Below are 24,577 nucleotides of genomic sequence, written 5' to 3'. Positions count from 1 at the left end.
TTAAAATAGGAGGGTCATTCATGAATAAAAAATTAATCTTTTCGTTCCTAGCTTTCTCCATCACAAGCAGCCTTTTTTTAGCGGCATGCACAAACCAGAATGACGCAGTGACAACGTCCGGTGAAGCAGCATCTGCAGGCAATGGTGCTGGTGTGGCCCAAGAGACTCCATTGTCAGAGCAAGGACTGACAAAGCTTCAGCTTGCCCGTGATATTACGAAACTGCCAGAGCAAGCCAAGAAGCGCACGGATACGATCATAGTTGGGTTGACGGACCCGAGCGGAGCATTCACTCCCTATTTCCATCAAAGCGGATATGATGGCAACGTATCCTCGATTCTATATGCTTCGCTTGTTACGGTTGACGATAAAGGGATGCCGATCCCGGACCTCGCAGAGAAATGGGAAGTATCCGATGATCAACTGACGTATACCTATCATTTGCGCAAGGATCTTACATTCAGTGATGGTTCTCCATTAACAGCAGATGATGTTGCCTTTACTTGGACGCTGCTTCACGACAAGGTATACGACGGAGGCTCTTTGATTCCTGAGCTCCATATCAAGGGCGGCCAAGCTTATAAAGAAGGAAAAGCCGAAAGCATCGAAGGGATAAAGGTCATCGATCCGCAAACGGTATCTGTAACGCTTGAGAAGCCGAATGCTACCGCTTTGACAACACTCGGAGGAGAGATTTTATCCAAAGCGTACTATGGCAAGGATTATGCATTTGGCGAGCTGGACTACATAAAGAAGCTGCATGAGAATCCTGTCGGCACAGGTCCGTATAAGCTGGAGAAATTCCTGCCAGGCCAAGAGGTACGCTTTGTGGCAAACGAGTACTATTATCAAGGCAAGCCGAAGGTGGAGCATTTTATTTATAAGACGACAGAAGGCGATACGCTGCAATTCATCGAGACAGGCGAGCAAGATTTCGGAGGCTTCTCAGCTACGAAGGAGAACATTGATAAGCTAACAGGGCTCGGATTCCTAGATTTGCTTCCTTATACTGCGAATAACTACGGCTACATTCAATTCAACCTTGAGTATGCTCCTCTTAAAGATAAAGCTGTTCGACAAGCGTTAACCTATGGTCTGGATCGCAAAACAATCTATGTGGATACGAGCCAAGGGGCCGCACAGATTGCCAACATCCCAGCATCTCCTGTGTCTTGGTCATACACCGAGGAAGGAATCAACACTTATGATTATGATCCGGAAAAAGCGAACCAATTGCTTGAAGATGCAGGCTGGATAAAGGGAGCAGATGGGATCCGTGAGAAGGATGGTCAGAAGCTTACCCTACACTTTATTGGCTCAAAGAGCAAAGCGACAGACGTATTTATCGCTGTGGCAAAGGAAAACTACGCTGCCATCGGCGTGAAGCTTGAGGCCGAACAATTTGCCGATTTCAATGCGCAGATTGCGAAGTTTGAAAGTGGAGACTTTGATCTTGTGTCGTTCTCTACGCCCATCCTTACGGATCCTTCTGATGGGGTCGTGGCATTCGTGAATGGAGAGGTCAAAGGCTATGACAATCCGAAAGTAAAAGAGCTGTATGAGAAGGGGCTTGCGACGAGCGAAATCGAAGAGCGAAAAGCTATTTATAAAGAGCTGTATCAAGTCATTAATGATGATCTGCCGTATATTTTTACAAGCTATAAAAAATCGCTGTATGCCTTTAACGGCCGCATCGAGAATCTGACAGTGAGTCCATTCCGCGGCATCTCCGCGAATATTCACAATTGGGAATTAAAATAATGGAATCCCGCCCTTGGTCTGCTGCATCGTTCCTTGACGCAGGCTAGGGGCCTTATTCCTTGCAAAGGAGCCTATTATGAGTAGCTATTTACTTCGAAGATTGTTGTATATGGTTCTGATTCTTGCAGCGGCCTCCTTATTCATCTTTGCGCTGTATGCGCTGATGCCAGGCGACTTCGTGTCGGGGAATCTGCGTCTGTCTGCTGAGAGAAAGGCGGAGCTTCGCGAGATCTTTGGGCTGAATAAGCCGCTGCTTGAGCGATATGGGACGTGGATGAATCAGGCGCTGCACGGCAATTTCGGGTTCTCGCTAGCACAGCAGAAGCCGGTTGTCACGCTTTTCAATGAATATGTGTGGAACTCGTTTTTGCTTGCAATCGTATCTACCTTCTTTACCTGGCTGATTGCGGTCATTATTGGGGTGATTTCCGCGTATAAGCAGTATTCGATCTTTGACACACTGGTCATGATCTTCATCTTTGCTGCGATGTCGATCCCTTCCTTCTTTATCGGCTTATTTTTGATTAAAGTGCTGGCCGTTGATCTGAAGTGGCTGCCTCCAGGCGGAATGACCACAACAGGCAGCAATGCTACGGGGATAGCTTATATCCGTGAAGTGCTGGATCATATGATACTTCCTGTCGTCGTCATGACACTGCTTGGCGTAGACTCATTAACCCGCTACTTCCGCAGCAATATGCTTGATGTGATTCGTCAGGAATACATCCGAACAGCACGTGCCAAGGGCTTGAAGGAACGAGTTATCTTGTACCGGCACGCCCTGCGCAATGCACTCCTGCCAGCCATTACTCTTGTCGGGTTTGAGCTCCCTGGATTATTCGGCGGTTCGCTGATCATTGAGAAGATCTTCAACTGGCCGGGAATCGGCCAATTATATATGCAGTCCTTTACGGTAAGAGATTATCCGCTCTTGATGGGCTTTACGATGTTTATCGCTATCCTTACCGTCATTGGGACACTGATCTCGGATATGTTGTACCGCGTAGCGGATCCACGGATTAAGCTCTAGTTGATCCACGACATGAAGCTCTTAGTGCTGCTTCTAACGAGGAACTTATCGACTTACGATTCAAGCATTTACAATCATTGAACGGGAAAATGTGAAGGGGGATTCACCATGGCATCCATCTCTGGAGGAGCAGTAGAGCTAAAGCGCAGTCAAGCTGTCCCAGTCCGCTCCTCCTTGTGGCGGCAAGCGATGCTTCGTCTTCGTAAAAACAAGCTCGCCATGTCTGGCTTAGGATTTATTATATTTATGTTTTTGATTTGCTTTATCGGCCCGCTCTTCTCCCCATATGCAGATGGGAAGATCGATACAGCTAATATGTATAGTGCGCCTTCCTGGGAGCATTGGCTTGGCACAGATCTGTTAGGACGAGATATGATGACGAGGCTCTTGCAGGCCGGGAGAATCTCACTGACGGTTGGCTTTGCCTCCATGTGCATCTCGGTGCTGATCGGCTCAATCCTAGGAGCCATTGCAGGCTATTACCGAGGGATCGTCGACCAAGTGATCATGCGTGTTGCGGATTTGCTGCTTACGATTCCAAGCCTGCCGATCCTCTTTATTCTAGGAGCCTTGCTCTCCGAGTGGAAGGTGCCAACGGAATACCGCATGTATATCGTCATGCTGATGCTGAGCTTTGTCGGCTGGCCGGGGCTTGCGCGGCTTGTGCGAAGCCAGATGCTTAGCGTTCGTGAGCGGGAGTTCATGCAGGCTGCCACCGTGCTTGGACTTGATGATCGCCGCAAACTGTTCCATCATATGCTGCCGAATATCATTCCACTATTGATTGTAGTAGCAACCTTGAATATTGGCGGCTCCATTCTTTACGAGTCGGTGCTTAGCTTCTTTGGGCTTGGCGTCATGCCGCCAACGCCGACGTGGGGCAATATGATTGATTCTGCGAACAATCTGATCGATTTTGAGCAGCATCCGTGGCTTTGGATTCCGCCTGGTGCAGCTATCTTTACGACCGTTATAGCGATCAACATTTTTGGCGATGGATTACGAGATGTGCTCGACCCAAAACAGAAGAAGTAGGGGAATGACATCACATGAGAAATGTAATGGAAATTGAACATCTGAGCACGTATTTCTATACCCGTGAAGGAGCGGTTAAAGCCGTAAATGATATTAGCTTCCGCATCCGTGAAGGCGAGACGGTATGCATCGTTGGCGAATCGGGCAGCGGGAAGAGCGTAACGGCTCTCTCGGTTATGGGACTTATTGAAGAGCCTGCAGGCAAGATCGTGGAGGGCCAGATTCACTTTGATGGCAAGCAGCTGCTGAATCTGTCGAAGCAGGAGCTGCGAACGATTCGAGGCAACGATATTGCGATGATTTTTCAGGAGCCGATGAGCTCCTTGAATCCGGTTATCCCGATCGGCAAGCAGATCATGGAACCGCTGAAGACGCACCAGGGACTAAACAAAAAAGAGGCGAAAAGGCGCGCCATTGAGCTGATCGAGCTGGTCGGAATCTCGCGTCCAGAACAGATCGCAGAGAGCTATCCGCATCAATTAAGCGGAGGGATGCTTCAGCGCGTAATGATTGCTATGGCAATCTCCTGCGAGCCTAAGCTATTGATTGCCGATGAGCCGACAACCGCGCTTGATGTCACGATTCAAGCGCAGATTCTGGACATGCTCGACCGCATCAAGCAGAAAGCCAACATGTCGATGCTGCTGATTACTCATGATCTCGGAGTGGTGGCCGAGATTGCGGATTACGTCATCGTGATGTACTCAGGCAAGATTGTGGAGGAAGGCGAGGTTGTGGAGTTGTTCGACAATCCGAAGCATCCGTACACGCAAGGCTTGCTTCGCTCGAAGCCAATCATTGGCGATCGGCAGGATGAGCTGTATTCGATTCCAGGACAAGTGCCGAATCCGCTGGATTTGAAGGAGTCCTGTTATTTTCACGATCGCTGCGAGCATTGCCTGCCAATCTGCAAAACAAAGCTGCCTCAGCTTAAAGGAATGGAAGGCAGACAGCGGGTAGCCTGCTGGCTGTATGAGGAGGGAACCCATCATGACTGAGGCCTTGCTGGAAGTCAATCATTTGAAGACGTATTTCCCAATTACGTCGGGGTTATTCAACCGCACGGTTGGTCACGTAAAGGCTGTGGATGACATCAGCATTACACTGAAGGAAGGGGAAGCGTTCGGCTTAGTAGGTGAATCCGGCAGCGGCAAGAGCACGGTTGGGAAGACGATCGTTCGGCTAGCTGATAAGACGTCCGGAGAAGTTAAGTTCAAGGGCATCGATCTTCATCAATTGTCGGAAAAGGAACTTCGCAAGCTGCGACCGAAGCTTCAATTAATCTTCCAAGATCCATACAGCTCTTTGAATCCCAGAGTACGGGTTGGCGATGCGATTGGTGAAGCCTTGATCAACCATGGGCTTGCGACCAAGGCTGAAGCAAGGGAGCTTGTGCTGGAAGTGATGGATGCGTGTGGACTATCTACCTATCATTATGACCGTTTTCCGCATGAGTTCTCAGGAGGACAGCGTCAGCGAATCGGGATCGCGAGAGCGCTTGTGCTGAATCCGGATCTGATCATTGCGGATGAGCCCGTGTCTGCGCTCGATGTATCCATCCAAGCTCAAATTATTAATTTGTTTCGAAAATTGCAGGTCAGCCGCGGCTTGACGTATCTGTTCATATCTCATGATCTAAGCGTTGTCGAGCACTTGTGCACGCGTATTGGGGTGATGTATCTCGGGACGATGATGGAGACAGCCAGTCGAGACGAGCTGTTCCGCAATCCCCTGCATCCATATACGAAGGCGCTGCTTTCTGCGGTTCCTGTTCCGATCCCGAAGAAGAAGCGGAAGGATCAGAAGGAACGGATCGTCCTGAGCGGAGATATCCCGAATCCAGCGAATCCCCCATCTGGCTGCAAGTTCCATACGCGCTGCCCGTTCGCCACGGACATCTGCCGTGAGCAGCTGCCTGTATTCCGCCACGCAGGCGGAGATCATTATATTGCCTGCCATTTGGCGTAGACAAGGGTTTCCGTCCTAAGCCATGAACATGACTTTGAACGCCTTTTTCTTTAAATAAGGCTATTTTATAGATGGGCCAATCATAACCTTAACCTATCAAAGCAGCGAAAACATTAATTTCTAAGTTGTCTAATATGAATCTTAGATTGTTTAGCCTAACTTGGTTGCTAAGGTTGCAACGATAGAAGAAGGTCAAGTGAGGGACTCATAGCCCCCTTGCTTGACCTTCTTTGATTCAAATCGTCAACCTATTGGAAGGATGACCTTTATTAGCCATATGCTAATAAATAGCTTATGAATTCGTATCCTCGTATTCCGCCATTAAGTACGCTTGAATTTCTAAGGTACTCGCTTTTATTTCAATACCTTCTTCTTGAATCATCTTTTCGTATAGCTGTCTTGCTTCCGCCAGTGAACATCCAGTCTTCACCTGTATATATTTACAGGCTTGGAGAATATCGTTTTTTCTCAAATATTCCAATATCTCAGCAGAATCAACAACAAAGCGATTTCGTTCATCATGCATGTCAAGAACTCCTTAAATGAATGTGGTTGGAAGAGAGCATCGAGTTGTTCCTTCATTTGTTTTGATTATCGATTAGAATTCGGTTCAATTGTGCTAGGCACTCGTTCCGGATACGGTCGGTTGCCGTCTTTTTGACCGCAAGAATAAATCCATCGATACTGTGGCACAGCCGAAGGCGATGAGAAGGAACAGGATCGACCATATCAGGGCAGGCACACCTGTGACATGTGCGAGATTTGCTGCGTCGCCAGCAGCTGACGGCTGTTGAATCGACAGCGTGACGAGAATAATGGTGCTTACAAAGGAATCGACAAGGCAGATAAAGGCGAGCAGCAGGTAGTAGAATTCCTTTACTCTCTCCCAAGGAAGCAGGTAGACACAGATGTTAATAGCGATGAAGCCGAGCGTCCAAAGCACTCCATATGTATTTCGAATAAAGAAGAACAGGCTGATGATGGCTACTACCGTTAGCAGGATCAGGCCGAATTTCTGTAGAATTCGGGAATATAGTAGAAATAACAGCATCGCAACCGCAGACGAGATGATGTATCCGGCCAAGGAGATCAGGATGAATTGCCATTTGTAATGAGCGATAGACTGTGTAACGCCGCTATGATCGGCAAACAAGTAAATGAACTGGACTTTTCCAGACAAGAGAAGCGTCATCAGCGCATGGCCGAACTCGTGAATCAGCGTATCTACATTTCGAAAGAAAAATGAAAAGGGAATGAGACGGGTAAGAATCCAAGCGCCTAGAAGGAACAGGACAGTCTTTAATCCTCGATTCATGATCCACCTCCAATTTATGAACTCTGCGAACTGCAGGATCAAACGAACACAAGCAAGTGTGCATAATCGTCGATACAACTACCTGTTCACGATCATATTGTGCTTATTAACATGTAATAGACGGTTTGATTTCAATAATGCCATCATAATAGCTTTATTGTAGCGTATGTATAGAAATTGTGGAGCATCCCTTTTCAAAAAGCAAGCAGCAGCATCCTTATACCATCAATGTGATTCAGCATGCTTTCGAATGAGACAGGCATCCAATAGACAAACGCTTAACGGATTTGTGTATGAAAGTACAATTTCTTTGAACCATTTTACAAAGGATGTAACCGTTTACCTTATATAATAGGAAGGTGAATAGGATACACATACCCTTGAGCATCATGCTCTTCACAGCAAATCAAGCATGATAGACTTCAAGATTGGAGTGGATAAGATGAAGCTTGGAATAAGTACGTACTGTTTATATGGTGCAATGGCGAATGGGAAGATGGATGTGCTTCAAGCGATGGATTGGATCAAAGAGCAAGGTGCGGACCATGTTGAGATTGTTCCGATTGGATATGATTTGATCGAGACTCCTGCGCTTGTTGGAAGCATTGTGGATAAAGCGAAAGCATTGAATCTTGAAATTTCCAACTACTGCATCGGAGCTAACTTTGCCGGACTCGATGATGAGGCGTTTGAACAAGAAATCAAGCGTGTTCAAGCTCATGTGGATGTGGCGAACCAATTAGGCGTTAAGCTGATGCGCCATGATGTGGCTTCACGCCCTCATGCTGAGACAGGTACAGCTTACTTTGAAAAGGATCTTCCGAAGCTTGTGGAGGCGTGCCAGCGCATTGCTGATTATGCGCTGCCTCACGGCATTACGACAAGTGTAGAGAACCATGGCTTCTATTTGCAAAATAGCGAGCGCGTGCGCAGACTTGTCCTGCAAGTAGATCGTCCAAACTTCAAAACGACGCTTGACGTAGGGAACTTCATCTGCGTGGATGAGCCTTCACTCTATGCTGTGCAGCAGAATCTGCCGCTAGCTTCCATCGTGCATCTGAAGGACTTCTATATTCGTCCAGCAGACAGCAATATGGGCGAGGGCTGGTTCCAGACGCTTCATGGCCAATATGTGCGTGGTGCGATTGTAGGTCATGGGGATCTCCCGCTTCAAGCGATTGTGAAGCATGTGAAGCAGTCTGGCTATGACGGCTATATTTCCATCGAATTCGAAGGCATGGAAGAGTGCCTGACAGGTACTCGCGTTGCACTCGCAACATCCCGCCGTCTGTGGGAAGAAGCTTAATTTTTACGATTCTATAGATGATCTTCTATATAATGATAGTTAGTTGCTAACTGAACCTTGAGGAGGAACGAATGATGAGCAAATTAAGAGTAGGGATTATTGGGGCAGGGTCTATCTCTGAGATGCACTTTGAAGGTTATGCTAAAAATGAACAGGCAGAAATCGTGGCTGTGTGTGACTTGAATGAGGAGCGAGCTCGCGAGAAAGCAGACAAGTACGGTGCGAAGCTTGTCTATACGGACTATAACGAGCTGCTTGCCAACCCTGACATCGATGCAGTCAGCATCTGTACGTGGAACAACTCTCATGCTCCTATCAGCATTGCTGCAATCAATGCCGGCAAGCATGTATTAGTTGAGAAGCCGCTGTGCAAGACCGTTGAAGAAGCACTGGCTGTGCAAGAAGCAGTACGCAATTCGGATAAGGTGCTACAAGTTGGCTATGTGCGCCGCTTTGCGATGAATACATCGGTATTGAAAAAATTCATCGATGCAGGAGATCTTGGAGAGATCTATTATGCGAAAGCAACCTGCCTTCGCGTCTTGGGCAACCCAGGCGGATGGTTTAGTGACGTAGAGCGCTCTGGCGGCGGGCCGGTTATCGACCTTGGCGTTCACGTGATCGACGTGCTCTGGTACCTCATGGGCAAGCCAAAGGTGAAGTCTGTCTCCGGCAATGCATACAACCGTCTTGGCAACCGTAAAAATATCGAAAACTACAGCTTCTACAAAGCTGCCGATTACGATGCGGAAGTGAACACGGTGGAAGACTTGGCGAATGCCCTTATCCGCTTCGAGAATGGAGCATCCATCGCGCTTGATGTCAGCTTCTCCGTGCATGCGAAGCAAGATGAGATGAGCGTGAAGCTGTATGGGGACAAAGGCGGCGCTGAGCTTGAGCCGAAGCTTGAGATCATTGGTGAGAAGCACAATACCATTTTGAACATGACGCCAAAAATTGATTTCCCGTCCTTCGACTTTGGAGCGGCATTCCGCAATGAAGTATTCGGCTTCGTTGATGCGAGCTTAGGCAAGTCGGAGACACGCTGCCCAGTGGAAGATGGGGTAGAGATGATGAAGATTCTGTGCGGCATCTATGAGTCCAGCCGTACAGGCCGCGAAGTGGTATTTGAATAGGATTGCTGCGGGAATCCATGCGGGAATATAAGCTTGTATAGTTGAAAGGAGAATGGAAGAGGATGGTAAAACTAACGAATTCGATTGGTGTCATTACGGACAGCTTCCGGGTTCCTGTGCGTGAAGCATTGGTCAAGGCGAAGGAAGTAGGAGCAGACGGTGTACAGATCTATGCCGTAAAAGGCGAGATGGCGCCTGAGAACCTTAGCGCCGAGGCTCGTAAAGAGCTGAAAAAATACATTGACGACCTCGGTCTTCAAATCTCCGCATTGGTTGGAGATTTCGGCGGCCACGGCTTCCAGGACAGCAAGGCGAATCCTGAGATTATTGAGAAGTCCAAGCGTGTGATGGATCTTGCTTTTGATCTTGGCACGAATATCGTAACGACGCATATCGGCATTGTGCCGCATGAGGAGAATGCAATCTTTGCCGCGATGCAGACTGCTTGCGAAGAATTGAGCCAATACGCGAACGGCATGGGCGGGCATTTTGCGATCGAGACAGGCCCTGAGCCTTCTGCTCACTTGAAATCCTTCCTGGATACACTGACAGGTCATGGCGTAGCGGTGAACTTTGACCCAGCGAACATGGTAATGGTAACAGGAGATGATCCGGTTCAAGGCGTCTACACTCTGAAGGATTATATTGTTCATACTCATGTGAAGGATGGCAGACGTCTTCGTGAGGTTGATCCTCGCGATGTATACGGCATGCTTGGCTATGAGCCGATGACGCATGAGAAGATTGCAGAAATGGCGACCTCTGGTCCATTCGTTGAGCTGCCGCTTGGCGAAGGAGATGTGGACTTTGATAAGTATTTCCAAGCGCTAATTGATATTGGCTATACAGGTTACTTGACGATTGAGCGCGAGGTAGGTCAATCTCCAGAGGTTGATATTCGCAAAGCGGTTGAATTCATCAAGCGATATAAATAAGTGTGGTTAAGCCTCCATACCATCTATGAAGCTTCTTGGAAGTTGATAGAGTGGGTGGGGGCTTTTTTGTTCGATTGCAGCCTCCATGCAATAGCAGACAGACGGAAATCATTTACAAAATAAACCAATAATGATATGTTGAACGTGAACCATTCTACTGAAAAAGGAGGAGTGGCAGCAATGTCGATAAGCCCGGTAGAGCCTCATGTTTCCAGTGTGTTTATCCCGGTCAGCCAGATTGAAGCGGCAAGAGATTGGTATTGCAATCTGATGGGCATCACGACGCCATGTGAAATCATGAACGGCCATTTGTGCATCCTGCCAACGAAGGGAGTTCAGATCATCCTAGATACGATGCCGATGTGGAAAGGTTCTCAGGATATGGCTCAAGTAAGACATCGTGCTCCTGCCGTAATGCTGCGCACAGATGATATTGAAGCCTCCTATTCTTATGTGAAGGAGTGCGGAATCGAGGTTATGACAGAGATTGAGCAAGGACATTGGTTTGTCATCAAGGACGGAGATGAGAATCTCTTGATGATCTGTTCCTAAATAGAGCAAGCGATCGCTTTGTTGTTGAGAGGGCCCTGTCTTATAAGGGAGAAGTGGTTCTAGTTCGCAAAATCCAGTATAATATCTTGTGTCAATAGATTTACCATATATTTAAGATAAAAGGGGAATCAGCATGATTGTTCTGGACGCCAAGCCGCTTCAGCACCTCCTGCAGCCGTTGCTGACATCTGTTACCTATGTACCATCCTTTGCGTACGCCGTGTTGAGCTCGACTGTCGAGGGCTCAATCTGGGTGAATGATGATAAGCACCCAACGACTGCAGTGATTGGAACAGGCAGTGGTTTATATGCCGTTTTTGGCGATGCCTCCGACAAGAAAGTACTAGACTGGCTGCGCAATCTGTATCATGATCAGTACAAAAATAATGAGAAGCGCTTTTTGCTATTTGCGACAGCTTATGAATGGGAAGACAGCCTTGCAAGCATTATGGATCACGATGGTGAGCGCAGTTCCCGTATGTCTTATGAGCTTAAAGGGCATTTATATGCTTTTCCTCCAGCCTATGTAGAGGCAGGCTTTGGGCTTCAACGTATTACAATGGGAACCATAGCAGCCAGCACTACCTTCCCAGAGTCCTACTATAAAGAGAATTGGGGTTCAGTTCAGCAATTTATGCAGAAGGGCTTTGGTTATGCGGTTACTTTCGGCGGCAAGATCGTAAGTGAATGCACGGCGGTATGTCTTGGTTCTCCTTATGTTGAAATTGATATTGCAACACATCCTAATTATCGCGGTCTTGGATTAGGGAGATTCGCAGCGGCGGCCTTTATTCAGCACTGCTCGCGTCAAGGCTTGATTCCAAGATGGGAATGCGATGTATCCAATGTATCTTCGATGCGTCTCGCAGAGAAGCTTGATTTTTCACATTCAAACGGCTATACCGTATTTCGGAAAAAGTAGGCGTGGGTGGCTTGCTGGTCGATCACTCCATCCTCTTCTGATCCTTCAGCATGGTAGCTCAGCGTATAATCAGATGGGAGGGTGAGATGATACTCAAGTCCGTGCAATTTCATGCTAAGCATTCTGATCACGGGAATGAATATCCCTTTCATTTGCCGCTTGTTCAAGCGATGGACAAGTTGAAGCTGGAAGCTCCAGTGACGATATTTGTTGGGGATAACGGCTCTGGCAAATCTACGATTCTCGAAGCCGTTGCAGCAGCGATTGGCTCTATTACCGTCGGCGCAGACGCTGTGGATGAGGATCCCAGCCTGCAGCCTGCTCGTGCTCTTGGCGAGACGCTCAAGTGCACATGGTCGGTGAAGACGAAGAAAGGTTTTTTCTTGCGTGCAGAGGACTTTTTGAATTTTGCTAGGCGAATGTCCAAGACGCGGCAGGATATTGTCGAGCGCTTGGCGGAGGTGGAAGAAGAGTATAAGGATCGCTCCGTCTTTGCGCAGAATCAAGCGCGCAGCGCTTATTTGAACTCGATCGCACAGATGGACCGCTATTATGGGGATAACCTCGATGCTAGATCCCATGGGGAGAGCTTCCTCAGGCTGTTTCAATCACGCTTCGTTCCAGGCGGTTTATATCTGCTCGACGAGCCGGAGACACCGCTGTCGCCAATGAAGCAGCTGACCCTGATTTCGATGCTGAAGGATATGGTTGCACAAGGCAGCCAATTTATTATCGTCACCCATTCGCCGATTTTAATGGCTTTTCCGGATGCCGTCATTTATAACTTTGATGAGCTCCCGATTGAGAAAGTGGCCTATGATGATCTGGAGCATGTCAATCTGATGCGCTCCTTTTTGAATCAGCCCGAGCAGTATTTGCGTCACCTCTAATAGCACAGCAAGGCGGCTGTCTTACGGTTCATGAGAGCAAGCTCATGGCCTTAGGACAGCCGCCTATTCGTTGTGATGTGATGCTGTGCATACGAGATTAACCGTGGGCAAGATAACTCAAATGCCCCACTCGCGCAAATTCAGACTGCGCACACCTTCGATTACATAGGGGTCATTCTCAGCAAGCTGCTTTGCTTCCTCTAAGGTATCCGCAATATAGATGACCATACCGCCAGAACCATCCTTGAACGGTCCTTTTAAGTAAACCTTGCCTTCTGCTTTCAGCTTGTCCAAGTACGCCAAATGATGGGGGCGATAGGTTTGATTTTTGGATTCATCCACCATATCAAGAATTGCAGCATAGTAGGCCATGGTACACTGTCTCCTTTGGTATAATATTAGAGTGGTGGGAGTGTACTACTTAAGCACTGCTCTTCACCTATGTTTAGCTTACATCTATGTATCATGAACTTATTATATCGAATGAAAGGTGATATTCACAATGATTGCCAATGAGAAAATAAAAGCAGCAGAAGTACAGCTTACAGGAATTAATGGGGAGGACTTAGGAATCGTGCCTACCGCAGAAGCGCTGGCACTGGCGAAGAAGCTCAAGGTGGACCTCGTATGCACCTCTCTATACCAAAGTCCGCCGCTATGCACATTGATAGCTAAAGCCCAAGCGAAGCAGGAGAAGGCAAGCGCGAAGAAGCGGGAGAGAGCAGCTAAGGTGAAGGAGATTCGTCTTACGCCGCATATCGAGGACCATGATTATGATACGAAAAAGCAGCAATGCGAGAAGATCTTGCGCGGTGGGGATGCCGTGCAACTCGTGATTCGACTATCTAGCAGCAAGGAAGGGGATAAGGCCAAAGAACTGCTGCAAGCGCTCCTTAAGGACTTGAAGGAGGCAGGGAAGCAGGAGACAGGCATCCAACTGAGCGGCAAGCAGGCCGCCGTGAAGCTGAATCCATTGGACTGAATAAGCGGGAACGCGAATTATATTCATGACAGCGATAAGAATATGGTATAATGAAATGCTGTTTTTTGAATTCGTAGAAAAGAGGTTCAGCAGAACATGTCCGATCTCAACATAGATAAAGAGCTGACTTGGCTCATCAGCGATCATATGACAGAGTACGTCATCGCATTTGCCAAAATTATTGACAATGAGGTATCCGCCTCTCAATATTTTATCCTGCAGACCATTGAGGAATCCGGGCCGAAGACGTCTTCGGAGTTGGCGGCCTTGCTTGGCGTATCGCTGCCGGCGATCACCAACTTGACGAATAAGCTTGAGACGAAGGGTTATGTGGAGCGCCAAGTCATGCATGAAGATCGCCGCAATATTCGTGTCATGATTACCGCACAAGGCAAAGCGATTGTTGAACGGATGCAGGAGAAGCACTGCAAGCTGTCAGAAAGTCTGCTGACCACCTTCAGCCAAGAGGAGAAGGAGCGGCTAGTGCTCGCTTACCGCAAGATGATTCAGGTACTGAAGCAGGAGGCAGGCATGCAGACTGTGGACCGTGAAAAGGCCGAATAAGTTGGATCAACAAAGGGACTTTGCAGTGAGCAAAGTCCCTTTTTCACGCCTTATAAGCAGGTATGCTTGGCGATAATCATCAAGCTGAATCGTCATGCATATTAGAGGTATATGCAATGAATGATCATAATCGCTGTCATGCCTATATGGTGGCCGCGATCACGCTGCTGTCTAGATTGAACCTGCTGGAAGCAATCTTTGTTCGGCTAGATGATCGTTGTTCTGCCTTAGATTGCCCAGTTGCCTTTGCGGAATACTGGCACGACTGTTCCATCGGCCTGAATGCCGTCAATGTCCATGTCAGCAGAGCCAATCATGAAATCAACGTGGGTAATGCTGCTGTTCACGCCGTTTTCCGTCAGTTCTTCACGGGACATCTTCTTGCCGCCTTCTACGTTGAATGCATAACCGCTTCCGATAGCAAGGTGGTTAGACGCATTTTCGTCAAAGAGCGTATTATAGAATAAAATGTTGGATTCAGAGATTGGGGATTGATGCGGCACCAATGCCACCTCGCCCAAATAATGAGAGCCTTCGTCACTGTCAATCAGATGCTCCAGCACCTCTAAGCCTTCCTCAGCCTCGGCCTTGACGATGCGGCCATTCTCAAAGGTAAGCTTAAAGTTGTCAATCAGATTGCCGCCATAGCTAAGCGGCTTGGTGCTGGATACATATCCGTCAACGCCATCACGCAGAGGCACTGTGAACACTTCCTCCGTTGGCATATTAGCCATGAACGGAATCTCCTTTTCATTCGTGCTTCCTGCGCCGACCCACAAATGCTTTTTAGGAAGAGCAATCGTAAGATCGGTACCAGGTGCTGTATAATGAAGCTTCTCAAAATGATATTGGTTCAGCACATCAACCTTCTTATGGAGTGTCTCGTTATGCTCTTTCCATGATTGGATTGGGTCCTCCGCATGCAAGCGAACGCTGCTGAAGATAGCTTCCCACAGCCTCTCAACAGCTTCTTCCGCGGAAGCGTCAGGGAACACCTTCAGTGCCCAATCCTTAGAAGCCGCAGCAACGACCGTCCAGCTTACTTTATCAGATTGAACATGCTGACGGTAATTCTCAAGCGCCTTGCCCGCAGCCTTCTGGAAGGTGGAGATCCGTTTAGGATCGATGCCCTTGAGGTTGTCTGGGTTCTGGGATACGATCGCGATAAATGCCGCACGCTTCTCAACTTGGGAATCACGCTTAAGCTTTTCCCATTCGGGGTAGTTCTCGAACACCTCGTCAGCTGCCTTTTCATACTTCATGCGAGCGAGCGCATCATCGGACCAGTCGACATGCACATTGCTTGCGCCTGCCTCATAGGCTTTGCTTGCTACGAGACGTGCAAGCGGAGCGACTTCAATGGAAGCTCCCACGACAACTTCTTGACCGGGCTGGACATTAACCCCAACCTTAACGATCAATTCTGCGTATTTCTCTAACAAAGATTCAAATGCTGCATTGGACATCTTATGTACGCCTCCTAGCTTCTTGATTATGCCTACTTTAAATATAACCAACTTTCGCTTCTCATACTAATCTTTACTATACAACGTCAGATGTTCAAAATCTATGCATCCGACGGGAGAATGTCTAAAATATAACACTTCTACAAAGCGAAAGAGGAGCGAGAAAGGCATGTTTTGGCCTTTCTTGCTCCTCTATATAGGGGGAGGGTGTTTCTGAATTTGTTGCTGCAATAGATGGGTAAAGGTTCTAGCTGTATCTGTATTTATTTGAAGATGGGGTAGTGTTGTAGCGTCAGCCTTTTACCGAGCCTGCAAGCATCCCTTTCATAATCTGCTCTTGGAAGATTAGATAGATAATGATCGTTGGTATAACCGATATTGTCAGGGCAGCTAGAGTCAGGCTGTAGTCGGTTCCATAACCATCGGCGAAGATGGACAAGCTAAGCGGCAATGTCTTCAAAGACGGCTTGTTGATCAGCACCAATGGGAAGGCAAAGTCATTCCAGAATCTTAAGAAGCCAAGCACGGCAACGGTTGAGATGGCGGGCATGGACAGCGGCAGCATAATGCGGCAGAAGATGCTCCAGTATCCTGCGCCATCAATCGTGGCGGCTTCCTCCAGCTCCTTCGGAAAGGTTGTCATGTAAGCTGAGATGATAAAGATGGCAATCGGCAGCTCAAAGGCGATATAAGGCAGTACAAGAGCTGCATAGGTGTCTAGCAGCGACATTTCCTTCATCATGATGAATAAAGGAACCAAGGTGCTGTGCACCGGAATGAGCATTCCGATGAGAAATAGTCCCATCACAGCCCCTTTGAGCCGAAAGTGAAAGCGAGACAGGATAAAGGCTGCTAGTGATCCGATCAACACGGTCAGTACAAGGGAGACAGAGGTCACAATGGCCGAGTTCAGCAGTGCGATATCCATGCCGGCTACCTTCCATGCCCGGCTGAAGTTGTCGAAATGCCAGCTTGATGGCAGGCCAAATGGCCGTGAAAAGAAATCTTGATTGTCCTTAAAGGCGCTCACGAACAGCCAGATTAAGGGATACAGCGTCAAGAGCGCGTAAAATGTCAGCATGCACCAAGTTGCTCCGCGCCCCATCTTGCGAATGACGATGCTCCCTCCGCGAGCGGAGGAGGACATAGGAATCGGTTTTGTGTGCAAGGGGTCTCCTCCTTCTCGTAAGAAAGACTAAGTCTAGGCTACATTTTTATTGCGGTTCATTAGGAACTGGCTTCCTGCTATGAGCAGCAGGCTAATGATGACGATAGATGTGGATACCGCGCTTCCATAGCCATATCGGAAAATGTTGAAGGTGTTGTTGTACATATAGGTGGCAAGCAGCTCCGTGGAGTTAGCCGGGCCTCCTCTAGTCATAATGAAGATCAAGTCGAACGCCTTCAAGCTTCCGGAGATACACAGAATGATTGCGACCTTGATCGTGCCCCAGATCATAGGGAGGGTAATCTGGAAGAGCTTGCGCAGCCCGGTCGCTCCATCAATCTGTGCGGCATCATCCATCTCGCCCGGGATATTTTGCAGGGCAGCGATAAATAGAATCAGGTATGGTCCGATATTCGCCCATATAATTGGCGGCCCTATCGAATACATGGCTACTTTAGGGTCGGACAGCCAGCCAAGCTTCCAGGAGGACAACCCGAGCGAGTCCAATAGGAAGTTCAATATTCCGATCTGGGGATGGTAGATGTATCCCCAGATCAGGCCAATGACGACAGATGAGAGCACCATCGGCATAAAGATGGATGCGCGCAAGAATCGCTGATACCATGAATTGCGGGCAAGCACGATGGCTAAGAGCAGAGCGATAGGCACTTGGCCGAATACCGAGTAGGCTACAATATACAGATTGTTGACAAAGGACTTCCAGAAGATCTCATCCTTTAGGACCTCTGTATAATTGTCGAGGCCAATGAACTTCATCTCGCCGATCCCTTTCCAGCTGAAGAAGCCATAATACGATGACCAAAATACAGGGACGACAACAAACAAGAGGTACAGGATAAGGGCAGGAAGCAGACCTGCGATGATAAATGCCCTAGTGCGAGCAGCTGTTGTCATATCAAAGATTCCCTTCCTAGATTAGTATCTATTATTCCTTCAAGCCTTGCTCTTGCGCATCTTGAATCTTCTTCGCGACGTCCTCAGGCTTAGCGCCCAAGAGCAGCTCTTGCAAACCGTTGTTGACCGCCTCCGTTGCTTGGGAAGTGAGTCTCGCATCATATACTGGCGTGCGGCCTACCTTATTTACAAGCTCATAGAGGTCAGCAAATAATGGGTTAACTTTGCTCTTATCGAGCTCCGCCTTGAAGCTGATCAATTGATTGGCTTCGAGCGTGATCTTTTGCGCTTCTGGTCCTGCCAAGGCAAGCACCAATTGCTCTGCCGCCTCCTTCTTCGCTCCTTCTACCTTGCTGCTCATTGCTGGACCTACGCCAATGGCGCCAGATACGGTATTCGGATCTCCTTTTCCGTTAGGGATGGAAGGGAGGATGGCAACGCCTGTATTGGCAAGAATGTCTTCAGAAGCGGAAGCGACGAGATTCGTAACGGCCCAGCCGCCTTCAATCATCATAGCTGCTTTGCCTTGTGCGTACAGCTGTTCCATCTGGGTGGTGTCAATAGCATTGAAGCCTTCTTGGAAGGCACCAACCATCGCAAGCTCCTGCATATAGGAGAGCGCTTCCACAAATTCAGGATCTGTAAATTTGGCCCCGTCTTGTAGAACGGCCTTATTAAACCATTCCGTACCCGTTACCCGGTCCGCAAGCGAGCTTAGGATGCTGGATTGTGCGAGCCACGGCGCTTTGTTGCCGAGTGCAATCGGAATGATATTCTTGCTGTTTAAGACTTCAACCGCATGGAGCAGCTCCTCCCAGGTGGTAGGGACGCTAAGCCCATTATCCGCTAGAATCTTCTTGTTGTAGTACAAGATGGAGGTTGGAGACAAGCTCATCGGCGCACTGTAGATTTTGCCGTCGAAGGTAAAGTCATCAAAGGAGTTAGGCAGGTAGCCATCTTTCCAATCCGCATGCTTGTTCAGCAAATCATCAAGCGGCTGAATGACACCCGCTGAGGAGAACTCCTTTGCGATCGTGCCTGGATGCATAATGAACACATCTGGCAGTTCGTTTGCTGCCGCCACAGTCTTCAAACGCTGGCGATAGCCGTCTGGCGGGATCGCTTGAATCTCAAGCTGGATATTCTCGTGATCGTTTTGAAATTGCTCAATGATGCCTCTCATAGCCTTGGCTCTAAGATCCTCGCCGGTAAAGTTATGCCACAGGGACAGCTTTACCTTCTCCGCAGGCTGCTCCTTTCCTGAAGAAGCATTGTCTGTGTTTTCCTTCGGAGTGCTTCCGCCGCCGCAGCCAGCGAGAACGGTTGTCAGGATCATCAAAAAGACGAGCGCTTGAATCCATTTTCTTGACATGATCATTAACCCCTCCAATATCTTTTCTTTGTTCTCCTTCAGTATAGAGTGACGTGCGAAGCCCTGACAGGGGACATCATTCAGAAGAAGGGTAGACAGAATTCAGTTTGATTGAGATTCGCTGCGGAACTCGGATGGCGTCATGCATGTGAATTTCTTGAACAGCTGACTAAAATACTTCATATCTTCGTAGCCAACCGCCCGTGCGACCTGACTAATCTTCATCTCTGAATTTTTGAGTATCTCTGCCGCCCGCTCGATTCGTTCCCGTGTGACAAAGTCGATGTAATTCTGGCCAGTCTCCCGCTTAAACACCTCGCTGAAATGGTTGGGATTAAGATGAACCTCACGCGCGACCTGCTGCAGCGTGATGCCTGTATGCAGATGATTGCGTATGAACACTATGGCTTGCTCGACATAAGAATTGCCGCGATGCTCCGAGGACTGCTGCCGATAGCTGTCCATCAGCAAGCTGCAGGCTTCGTACAATAGCTGCTCCGGTGAAGCATTCAGGCTTTGCTGAAGGTCTCGCAGCGGTGGCAAAGCTCCATGCTGCCCTAGAAGCTGAGAGTTTCCCATACGCTCAATAAAGCGATAGCCTGAGATGATGATCGATTGTATGTAGGCTTGCAGCGATTCAGTGGTAACCTGATCATCAGCAAGCTGGGCACCGATCTTCTGATGCACCCATCCATGCAGTTCGGCGCGATTGCCCTTTACCAGAATAGAGCTGAGTTCTGCTTCCTCTTCGAGTGAACAAACGGTTCTCCCTCCCGTTCGGTTTTGTACGGCATGAAACGCAATAAGTCCGCGATTGCCTGTGATCATACGATACATAAAGGCTTCCTTCGCAGCCGAATAAGACTTAGGCCACTCTGAATAATGGCTGGCATTCGTGCCTAGTGCAGCAAAAATCGTGCATTTGAGCATGCCTTCCAAGCGTTCCAGCAGCTGTTGAATCCGTCCTTGCTGGTCCATTGCGCTCGGAGATCGAAGCAGGATGACCATATGATCGGCATACACCAGTGTATGGCAAGAGAGGGTCTCCTCTAATATGTTATGAATCGCAAAGAGCAGAAGGGATAGATCCTCCCAGCCGTCAGCATTCAAGATCATAATCTGATCATACCCAGAGGGCATCTCAAGCTGGAAGGAATCCACCGCCTGTGCCAGCAGGGAGGATTCACTGATGCCTTCTTTTATCAGCTGCTCGAGAAGCTGAGTGCGAAGCGCGGAGTCGCCGAGACTGCCTCGTTTATGCTTTTCAATGCGATCTGTAATGCGCTGTTTGGCCTTCAGCATCGTTTTTATGATTTCCTCTGGCCGGCTTGTCTTCAGAAGATAGTCGCTGACTCCTTCGCGCATCGCTTGTTGGACATAGCTGAATTCATCGTATCCCGACAAAATAATGATCTCCATCTCTGGATACTGCTGATGAAGAATGGAGGCAAGCTCCAGCCCATCCATGCCGGACATGCGAATATCGGTTAAGACGATATGTGGCAGCTCATCAGGAATTCGCTCAAGCGCTTCCTCGGCGGATGCCGCGGGTAGGAGCGCTTCAATTCCGAGGGCCGGCCAATCGATCACTTGCTGGATGCCTGTGCGTATGATCATTTCATCGTCAATAATAAGCAATCTCATCGTGAGTCCTCCTTGTAGGGAATGATGAATGATACCTTGGTGCCGCGACCTTCCACACTTTCAATCGTAAGTCCAGTGCTAGAGCCATAATGAAGCTTCAGCCGCTGATGGACATTGCGAAGCCCATAGCTTTCTTTTCTTCTCTCGGTATCGTCCTTTAACGGTTCGGCAAGCTCTGCTCTTAGCAGTTGAAGCCGCTCAGTTGAGATACCTAACCCGGAATCCTCAACGACAAACTGGATATGCGCATCATCAAGCGCTTCTACGGTTACGGAGATGTAGCCGGGCTCCTGCTTCTTCATGACACCATGCATAATGGCATTCTCGATCAGAGGCTGTACAAGCAGCTTGACCATCCATTGCTGCTCTAGTTGCGATGGGACTTGAAACTCCAATTCAAATTGGTTTGGATATCGAAGCTTCTGAATCGAGCTGTAATGCTTGGCGTGCTCCATTTCCTGCTTGATCGTACAGTACTCGCTGCCTTTATTCAGGCTGAATCGCAGAAAGTCGCTTAAGGAACCGACCATCTCGGCAATGCGCGCGTCTTTATTCATGAGTGCGAGCCAATGGATGCTTGCAAGCGTGTTGTATAAAAAGTGAGGATTGATCTGCGCCTGCAGGGCATTCATATCCGCTTCCTTCTTCAGTCCTTCATTGCGCTGGACCTCTATCATTAGTCGCTGGATGCGTTCATTCAATTTGTTGTAGCTGTGGATCAAGAGCCCCACCTCATCTGAAGACGTGACCGGGAGTGTGACGACCTGATCATCAGGCTGGAATTCCTTTAAGGATTGGGTGAGTGAATGGAGCGGCTTGGTCACATGCTGCACAAGAAAGAGAACGAAGCCCGCGATAATGATTATCGCAAGTCCTACGGCTACAGCCGTCAGAGTGAGCACATAGCGGCTTTGTGCATGAAACTGCTCATAAGGAATAACCGTCAGCAATGTCCAATTCACCTCAGGAATTCGCTGATAGACAATCGTTGATTTGTCGCTGCCATGACCAGCATTGATAAAGCCTTGATTCTTCTCCATAACAGGCAGATCCGAGAAGATGTCTGTGATCGGCTCAAGCAGCCTATCCCGCTTCCCGCCGGAGATGATCATTCCATTGTCATCAAGCAGCAGGACATAACCGCTGGCGGTACCTCCCGAGTGCGTCATGAATTGAGAGAGGGAGCGTTCATTGATGCTGATCGATAACGTGCCTTTGGACTTGTAGGTCGTCATGCTGCCGATCGGTCGAAGCAAGGAGAGCACATGCTCTTGTCCATTCGTCGTGACGTTCGTGTACAGTGTAGTCCATCGCTTTTGGTTTTGGTCCTGCTCTAGTTTATTTTCTGATGGTGTAATAAGACCGTTATTGAAAATCGTAGTGTTCGATAACGAATGGTTCCCATTGTTCGGATAAATCGAAATATTAGATATGTATTTTTTTGAAAAAACGAGATTGGACAGAAAACCCATAATTTTAATTTGCAGGTAGCCGTCCTTTTGCGGCTTGGCAAGGTAACGCTGAATATCCTCTTGTCCAATCAGAAAGATGGACATATCTTCCACATCCTGTAGTATAAATTCAAGATTGGTTCGAATCTGCTCCAAAATGCTGGTGCTCGCTTGCTTGGCCTTAGCCTCCGCTTCGAGCGCGGCAACATTGTAGAGAACATAGCCAAGGGACAGCAGTGGAACGAGTATTGCGCCTAACAGAATGACTGACAGCTTGCGCTTTAAGGATTTGCCTAGCCAACGCTGCACATCATGATCCCCCTTTATGAGCATTGATGATCTATTCGACATGACTTGCTAAAATTATACAGTATTCTACAACGAACGGGGAGGGTTGTTTGTCAATTTGGTAAGCCTTTTCATTTTCGGGATCCATTTATTGAAAATAAGATCGCTGCAAGGAACGGATGTTTGACGCTGCCGTACATGCATGTGCTTTCCAATCATCCACATCTGCGGAAAATTGCCTCGTGCCTGTTCCTTCCGTGCAAAATTGAATACCATAGCAATAGTTATAGATGCTATGAGGAGGGGGATGAATGTGGCCGCTGTGCGTAAACGCCGCAAGCTGCGAGCTCGCATAAAAAAAGGCAAACGTCGAGTGCAAAGAGGCGCTTCTCTCTCTCGGAAGAAGAGACGGCTTATCCGAACAAGAAAATGGAGGAAAAAACGGAATCGGCGGCTTTCATCCGCGCGTCGCTTGAGAGGCTTTCCACCTGCTGTAAGGCCTGCAAGAAAGAATCATTCATCTGCAGCGCTTGCAGAGCATCCATTGTCTTCAGTTATAACAGCTCCGAATGCTTTACAAGAGCATTCGAACGAGCACAATATCAACGCTTCGTCATGCGAGCACAGTGAGGATGATCGCTTCTCATCCAATCCTGCACCTATCAACTCCACGGAGAAGGTTAACACCAAGCTGATTGCTTTTTATTTGCCTCAATTCCACAGCATTCCAGAAAATGATGAGTGGTGGGGAGAAGGGTTTACCGAATGGACCAATACGAAGAAGGCTCGCCCGCTATACCGTGGACATTATCAGCCTCGCGAGCCGTTTCAATTCAATTATTACGATTTGCGGAAAAGCAAGGTGCAGAATTGGCAGGCACGTCTGGCGCGGGATTACGGGATATATGGCTTTTGCTATTACCACTATTGGTTCAAGGGCAAGCTGCTCTTGGAAACCCCGCTGCACAATATGCTTGCTTCCGGAGAACCTGACTTCCCCTTCTGCTTGTCCTGGGCCAATGAGCCGTGGACACGCAATTGGGATGGGCGCAGTGACCAGGTGCTAATACCGCAGGAATACGGCAGCCGCAGGATATGGAAGGAGCACTTTCATTATTTGTTGAATATCTTTAACGATCCCCGCTACATTCGGGTGAATAATAAGCCGCTCTTTATCATTTACCGCGCGGAGCTGATAGAGGAGTGCAAGGAAATGCTGGAATACTGGCAGCGCCTTGCTAGGCGCAATGGGCTGGAGGGTATCTATTTTGTCGAGACCATGGGCGGCTTCCCGCTCGCCTCGCTGGACATATTTGATGCAAGACTGCAATTTGAGCCTATGTATACGACTTCTCACGATGTTCCAGCGCATGGATTCCATCAGATGTACCATGCTGTTCAGTTGATGGAGGAACGCAGCCGTGACCTTACGCTTGTCAATTATGATGCGGTATGGACGCGTATCTTGGAGCGTACCTTCAATGGATCGGAGAAGAAGATATATCTCGGCGGCTTTGTCGATTGGGACAATACGGCTAGGCGTGGAAAGGACGCCTTCGTCTTTCAAGGGGCCTCGCCTGAAAAGTTCGGGCATTATCTGCGTCAGCTCGTCCATAAGGCCAATCAGCTGGGGAATGAGTTTACCTTTATTAATGCGTGGAACGAATGGGCGGAAGGCACGTATCTGGAGCCGGATCAAAAGTATGGATATGCTTATCTGGATAAGGTTAAGCAGGTCATGAAGCCTATATCCGAGAGCGATTCTTGAAATAAAGCACGACTGAGGCATACAAAAAGCAGCTTGAAGGCATGCAAGGAACGGGACATCATCCTTGTTTGCTTCGAAGCTGCTTTTGGTGCTTGGCGAATGGAGTGCTT

23 protein-coding genes are annotated in these 24,577 nt (G+C 48.4%); 14 read left to right on the top strand and 9 right to left on the bottom strand.

Annotation, left to right across the window (positions count from 1 at the left end; translation table 11 throughout):
* Positions 1-20: 20 nt before the first annotated feature.
* The 5 genes from B9Y93_RS09140 to B9Y93_RS09120 all read left to right on the top strand — a co-directional run bounded on the left by B9Y93_RS09140 (position 21) and on the right by B9Y93_RS09120 (position 5,793).
* Positions 21-1,760, top strand: a complete 1,740-nt coding sequence (locus B9Y93_RS09140) for an ABC transporter substrate-binding protein (RefSeq protein WP_085494121.1) — start codon at positions 21-23, stop codon at positions 1,758-1,760.
* A gap of 76 nt (positions 1,761-1,836) precedes the next feature.
* On the top strand, positions 1,837-2,790 hold the full coding sequence (locus B9Y93_RS09135) for an ABC transporter permease (protein ID WP_085494120.1): 954 nt from the start codon (positions 1,837-1,839) through the stop codon (positions 2,788-2,790).
* A gap of 108 nt (positions 2,791-2,898) precedes the next feature.
* Positions 2,899-3,825, top strand: coding sequence for an oligopeptide ABC transporter permease (gene opp4C, locus B9Y93_RS09130; RefSeq protein ID WP_085494119.1), 927 nt, complete (start codon positions 2,899-2,901; stop codon positions 3,823-3,825).
* 14 nt (positions 3,826-3,839) lie between these two features.
* Positions 3,840-4,823 (top strand): ABC transporter ATP-binding protein, encoded by a 984-nt coding sequence (locus tag B9Y93_RS09125; protein WP_085494118.1) that lies wholly within the window; start codon positions 3,840-3,842, stop codon positions 4,821-4,823.
* A complete protein-coding gene (locus B9Y93_RS09120; protein WP_085494117.1) occupies positions 4,816-5,793 on the top strand; it encodes an ABC transporter ATP-binding protein in 978 nt (325 codons plus the stop codon). Before B9Y93_RS09125 ends, B9Y93_RS09120 begins: the two co-directional genes overlap by 8 nt.
* A 292-nt stretch (positions 5,794-6,085) precedes the next feature.
* On the opposite strand, the gene B9Y93_RS09115 is transcribed toward B9Y93_RS09120, so the two are convergent.
* A complete protein-coding gene (locus tag B9Y93_RS09115; protein WP_085494116.1) occupies positions 6,086-6,319 on the bottom strand; it encodes a hypothetical protein in 234 nt (77 codons plus the stop codon).
* Between the two features lie 93 nt (positions 6,320-6,412).
* Complete coding sequence (locus B9Y93_RS09110; RefSeq protein ID WP_085494115.1) at positions 6,413-7,108, bottom strand: M50 family metallopeptidase; 696 nt, start codon at positions 7,106-7,108, stop codon at positions 6,413-6,415.
* Positions 7,109-7,550: 442 nt separating this feature from the next.
* On the opposite strand from B9Y93_RS09110, the gene B9Y93_RS09105 reads away from it, so the two are divergent.
* The 6 genes from B9Y93_RS09105 (at position 7,551) to B9Y93_RS09080 (ending at position 12,849) form a co-directional block, all read left to right on the top strand.
* Positions 7,551-8,414 (top strand): sugar phosphate isomerase/epimerase family protein, encoded by an 864-nt coding sequence (locus B9Y93_RS09105; protein WP_085494114.1) that lies wholly within the window; start codon positions 7,551-7,553, stop codon positions 8,412-8,414.
* Between the two features lie 74 nt (positions 8,415-8,488).
* Complete coding sequence (locus B9Y93_RS09100; RefSeq protein WP_085494113.1) at positions 8,489-9,550, top strand: Gfo/Idh/MocA family protein; 1,062 nt, start codon at positions 8,489-8,491, stop codon at positions 9,548-9,550.
* Positions 9,551-9,612: 62 nt separating this feature from the next.
* Positions 9,613-10,485 (top strand): sugar phosphate isomerase/epimerase family protein, encoded by an 873-nt coding sequence (locus tag B9Y93_RS09095; protein ID WP_085494112.1) that lies wholly within the window; start codon positions 9,613-9,615, stop codon positions 10,483-10,485.
* 180 nt (positions 10,486-10,665) lie between these two features.
* Positions 10,666-11,037, top strand: coding sequence for a VOC family protein (locus B9Y93_RS09090; RefSeq protein WP_244903343.1), 372 nt, complete (start codon positions 10,666-10,668; stop codon positions 11,035-11,037).
* A gap of 133 nt (positions 11,038-11,170) precedes the next feature.
* The gene (locus B9Y93_RS09085) at positions 11,171-11,959 is read left to right on the top strand and encodes a GNAT family N-acetyltransferase (protein WP_085494110.1); all 789 of its coding nucleotides are present in this window, start codon (positions 11,171-11,173) and stop codon (positions 11,957-11,959) included.
* An 86-nt stretch (positions 11,960-12,045) separates the two neighbouring features.
* Positions 12,046-12,849: an AAA family ATPase gene (locus B9Y93_RS09080; RefSeq protein ID WP_170936451.1), complete on the top strand. Its 804-nt coding sequence runs from the start codon at positions 12,046-12,048 to the stop codon at positions 12,847-12,849.
* A 117-nt stretch (positions 12,850-12,966) separates the two neighbouring features.
* Here B9Y93_RS09080 and B9Y93_RS09075 read toward each other — a convergent pair whose 3' ends face one another.
* Positions 12,967-13,221, bottom strand: a complete 255-nt coding sequence (locus B9Y93_RS09075) for a YciI family protein (RefSeq protein ID WP_085494108.1) — start codon at positions 13,219-13,221, stop codon at positions 12,967-12,969.
* Between the two features lie 130 nt (positions 13,222-13,351).
* Here B9Y93_RS09075 and infC point away from each other — a divergent pair, with 130 nt between their 5' ends.
* The gene (gene infC, locus B9Y93_RS09070; RefSeq protein WP_085494107.1) at positions 13,352-13,831 is read left to right on the top strand and encodes a translation initiation factor IF-3; all 480 of its coding nucleotides are present in this window, start codon (positions 13,352-13,354) and stop codon (positions 13,829-13,831) included.
* 96 nt (positions 13,832-13,927) lie between these two features.
* On the top strand, positions 13,928-14,395 hold the full coding sequence (locus B9Y93_RS09065; protein WP_085494106.1) for a MarR family transcriptional regulator: 468 nt from the start codon (positions 13,928-13,930) through the stop codon (positions 14,393-14,395).
* A gap of 227 nt (positions 14,396-14,622) precedes the next feature.
* On the opposite strand, the gene B9Y93_RS09060 is transcribed toward B9Y93_RS09065, so the two are convergent.
* The 6 genes from B9Y93_RS09060 to B9Y93_RS09035 form a co-directional block, all read right to left on the bottom strand.
* On the bottom strand, positions 14,623-15,861 hold the full coding sequence (locus B9Y93_RS09060) for an aminopeptidase (RefSeq protein ID WP_085494105.1): 1,239 nt from the start codon (positions 15,859-15,861) through the stop codon (positions 14,623-14,625).
* A 292-nt stretch (positions 15,862-16,153) separates the two neighbouring features.
* Entirely contained in the window at positions 16,154-16,966 is an 813-nt protein-coding gene (locus tag B9Y93_RS09055) for a carbohydrate ABC transporter permease (protein WP_240968241.1), read from the bottom strand.
* Positions 16,967-17,062: 96 nt separating this feature from the next.
* The gene (locus B9Y93_RS09050; RefSeq protein WP_085494104.1) at positions 17,063-17,944 is read right to left on the bottom strand and encodes a carbohydrate ABC transporter permease; all 882 of its coding nucleotides are present in this window, start codon (positions 17,942-17,944) and stop codon (positions 17,063-17,065) included.
* Between the two features lie 31 nt (positions 17,945-17,975).
* A complete protein-coding gene (locus B9Y93_RS09045; RefSeq protein WP_085494535.1) occupies positions 17,976-19,316 on the bottom strand; it encodes an extracellular solute-binding protein in 1,341 nt (446 codons plus the stop codon).
* A 102-nt stretch (positions 19,317-19,418) separates the two neighbouring features.
* Positions 19,419-20,960, bottom strand: coding sequence for a response regulator (locus B9Y93_RS09040; RefSeq protein WP_085494103.1), 1,542 nt, complete (start codon positions 20,958-20,960; stop codon positions 19,419-19,421).
* On the bottom strand, positions 20,957-22,720 hold the full coding sequence (locus tag B9Y93_RS09035; protein ID WP_085494102.1) for a sensor histidine kinase: 1,764 nt from the start codon (positions 22,718-22,720) through the stop codon (positions 20,957-20,959). Before B9Y93_RS09035 ends, B9Y93_RS09040 begins: the two co-directional genes overlap by 4 nt.
* A gap of 640 nt (positions 22,721-23,360) precedes the next feature.
* Here B9Y93_RS09035 and B9Y93_RS09030 point away from each other — a divergent pair.
* Entirely contained in the window at positions 23,361-24,467 is a 1,107-nt protein-coding gene (locus B9Y93_RS09030) for a glycosyltransferase WbsX family protein (protein WP_244903376.1), read from the top strand.
* The last annotated feature ends 110 nt before the right edge of the window (positions 24,468-24,577 follow it).

Source organism: Paenibacillus aquistagni, assembly GCF_900177815.1.
Taxonomy (GTDB): domain Bacteria; phylum Bacillota; class Bacilli; order Paenibacillales; family Paenibacillaceae; genus Paenibacillus_B; species Paenibacillus_B aquistagni.
Note: the sequence above shows the minus strand (reverse complement) of the source record. Positions and strands in the feature narration are given on the sequence as shown.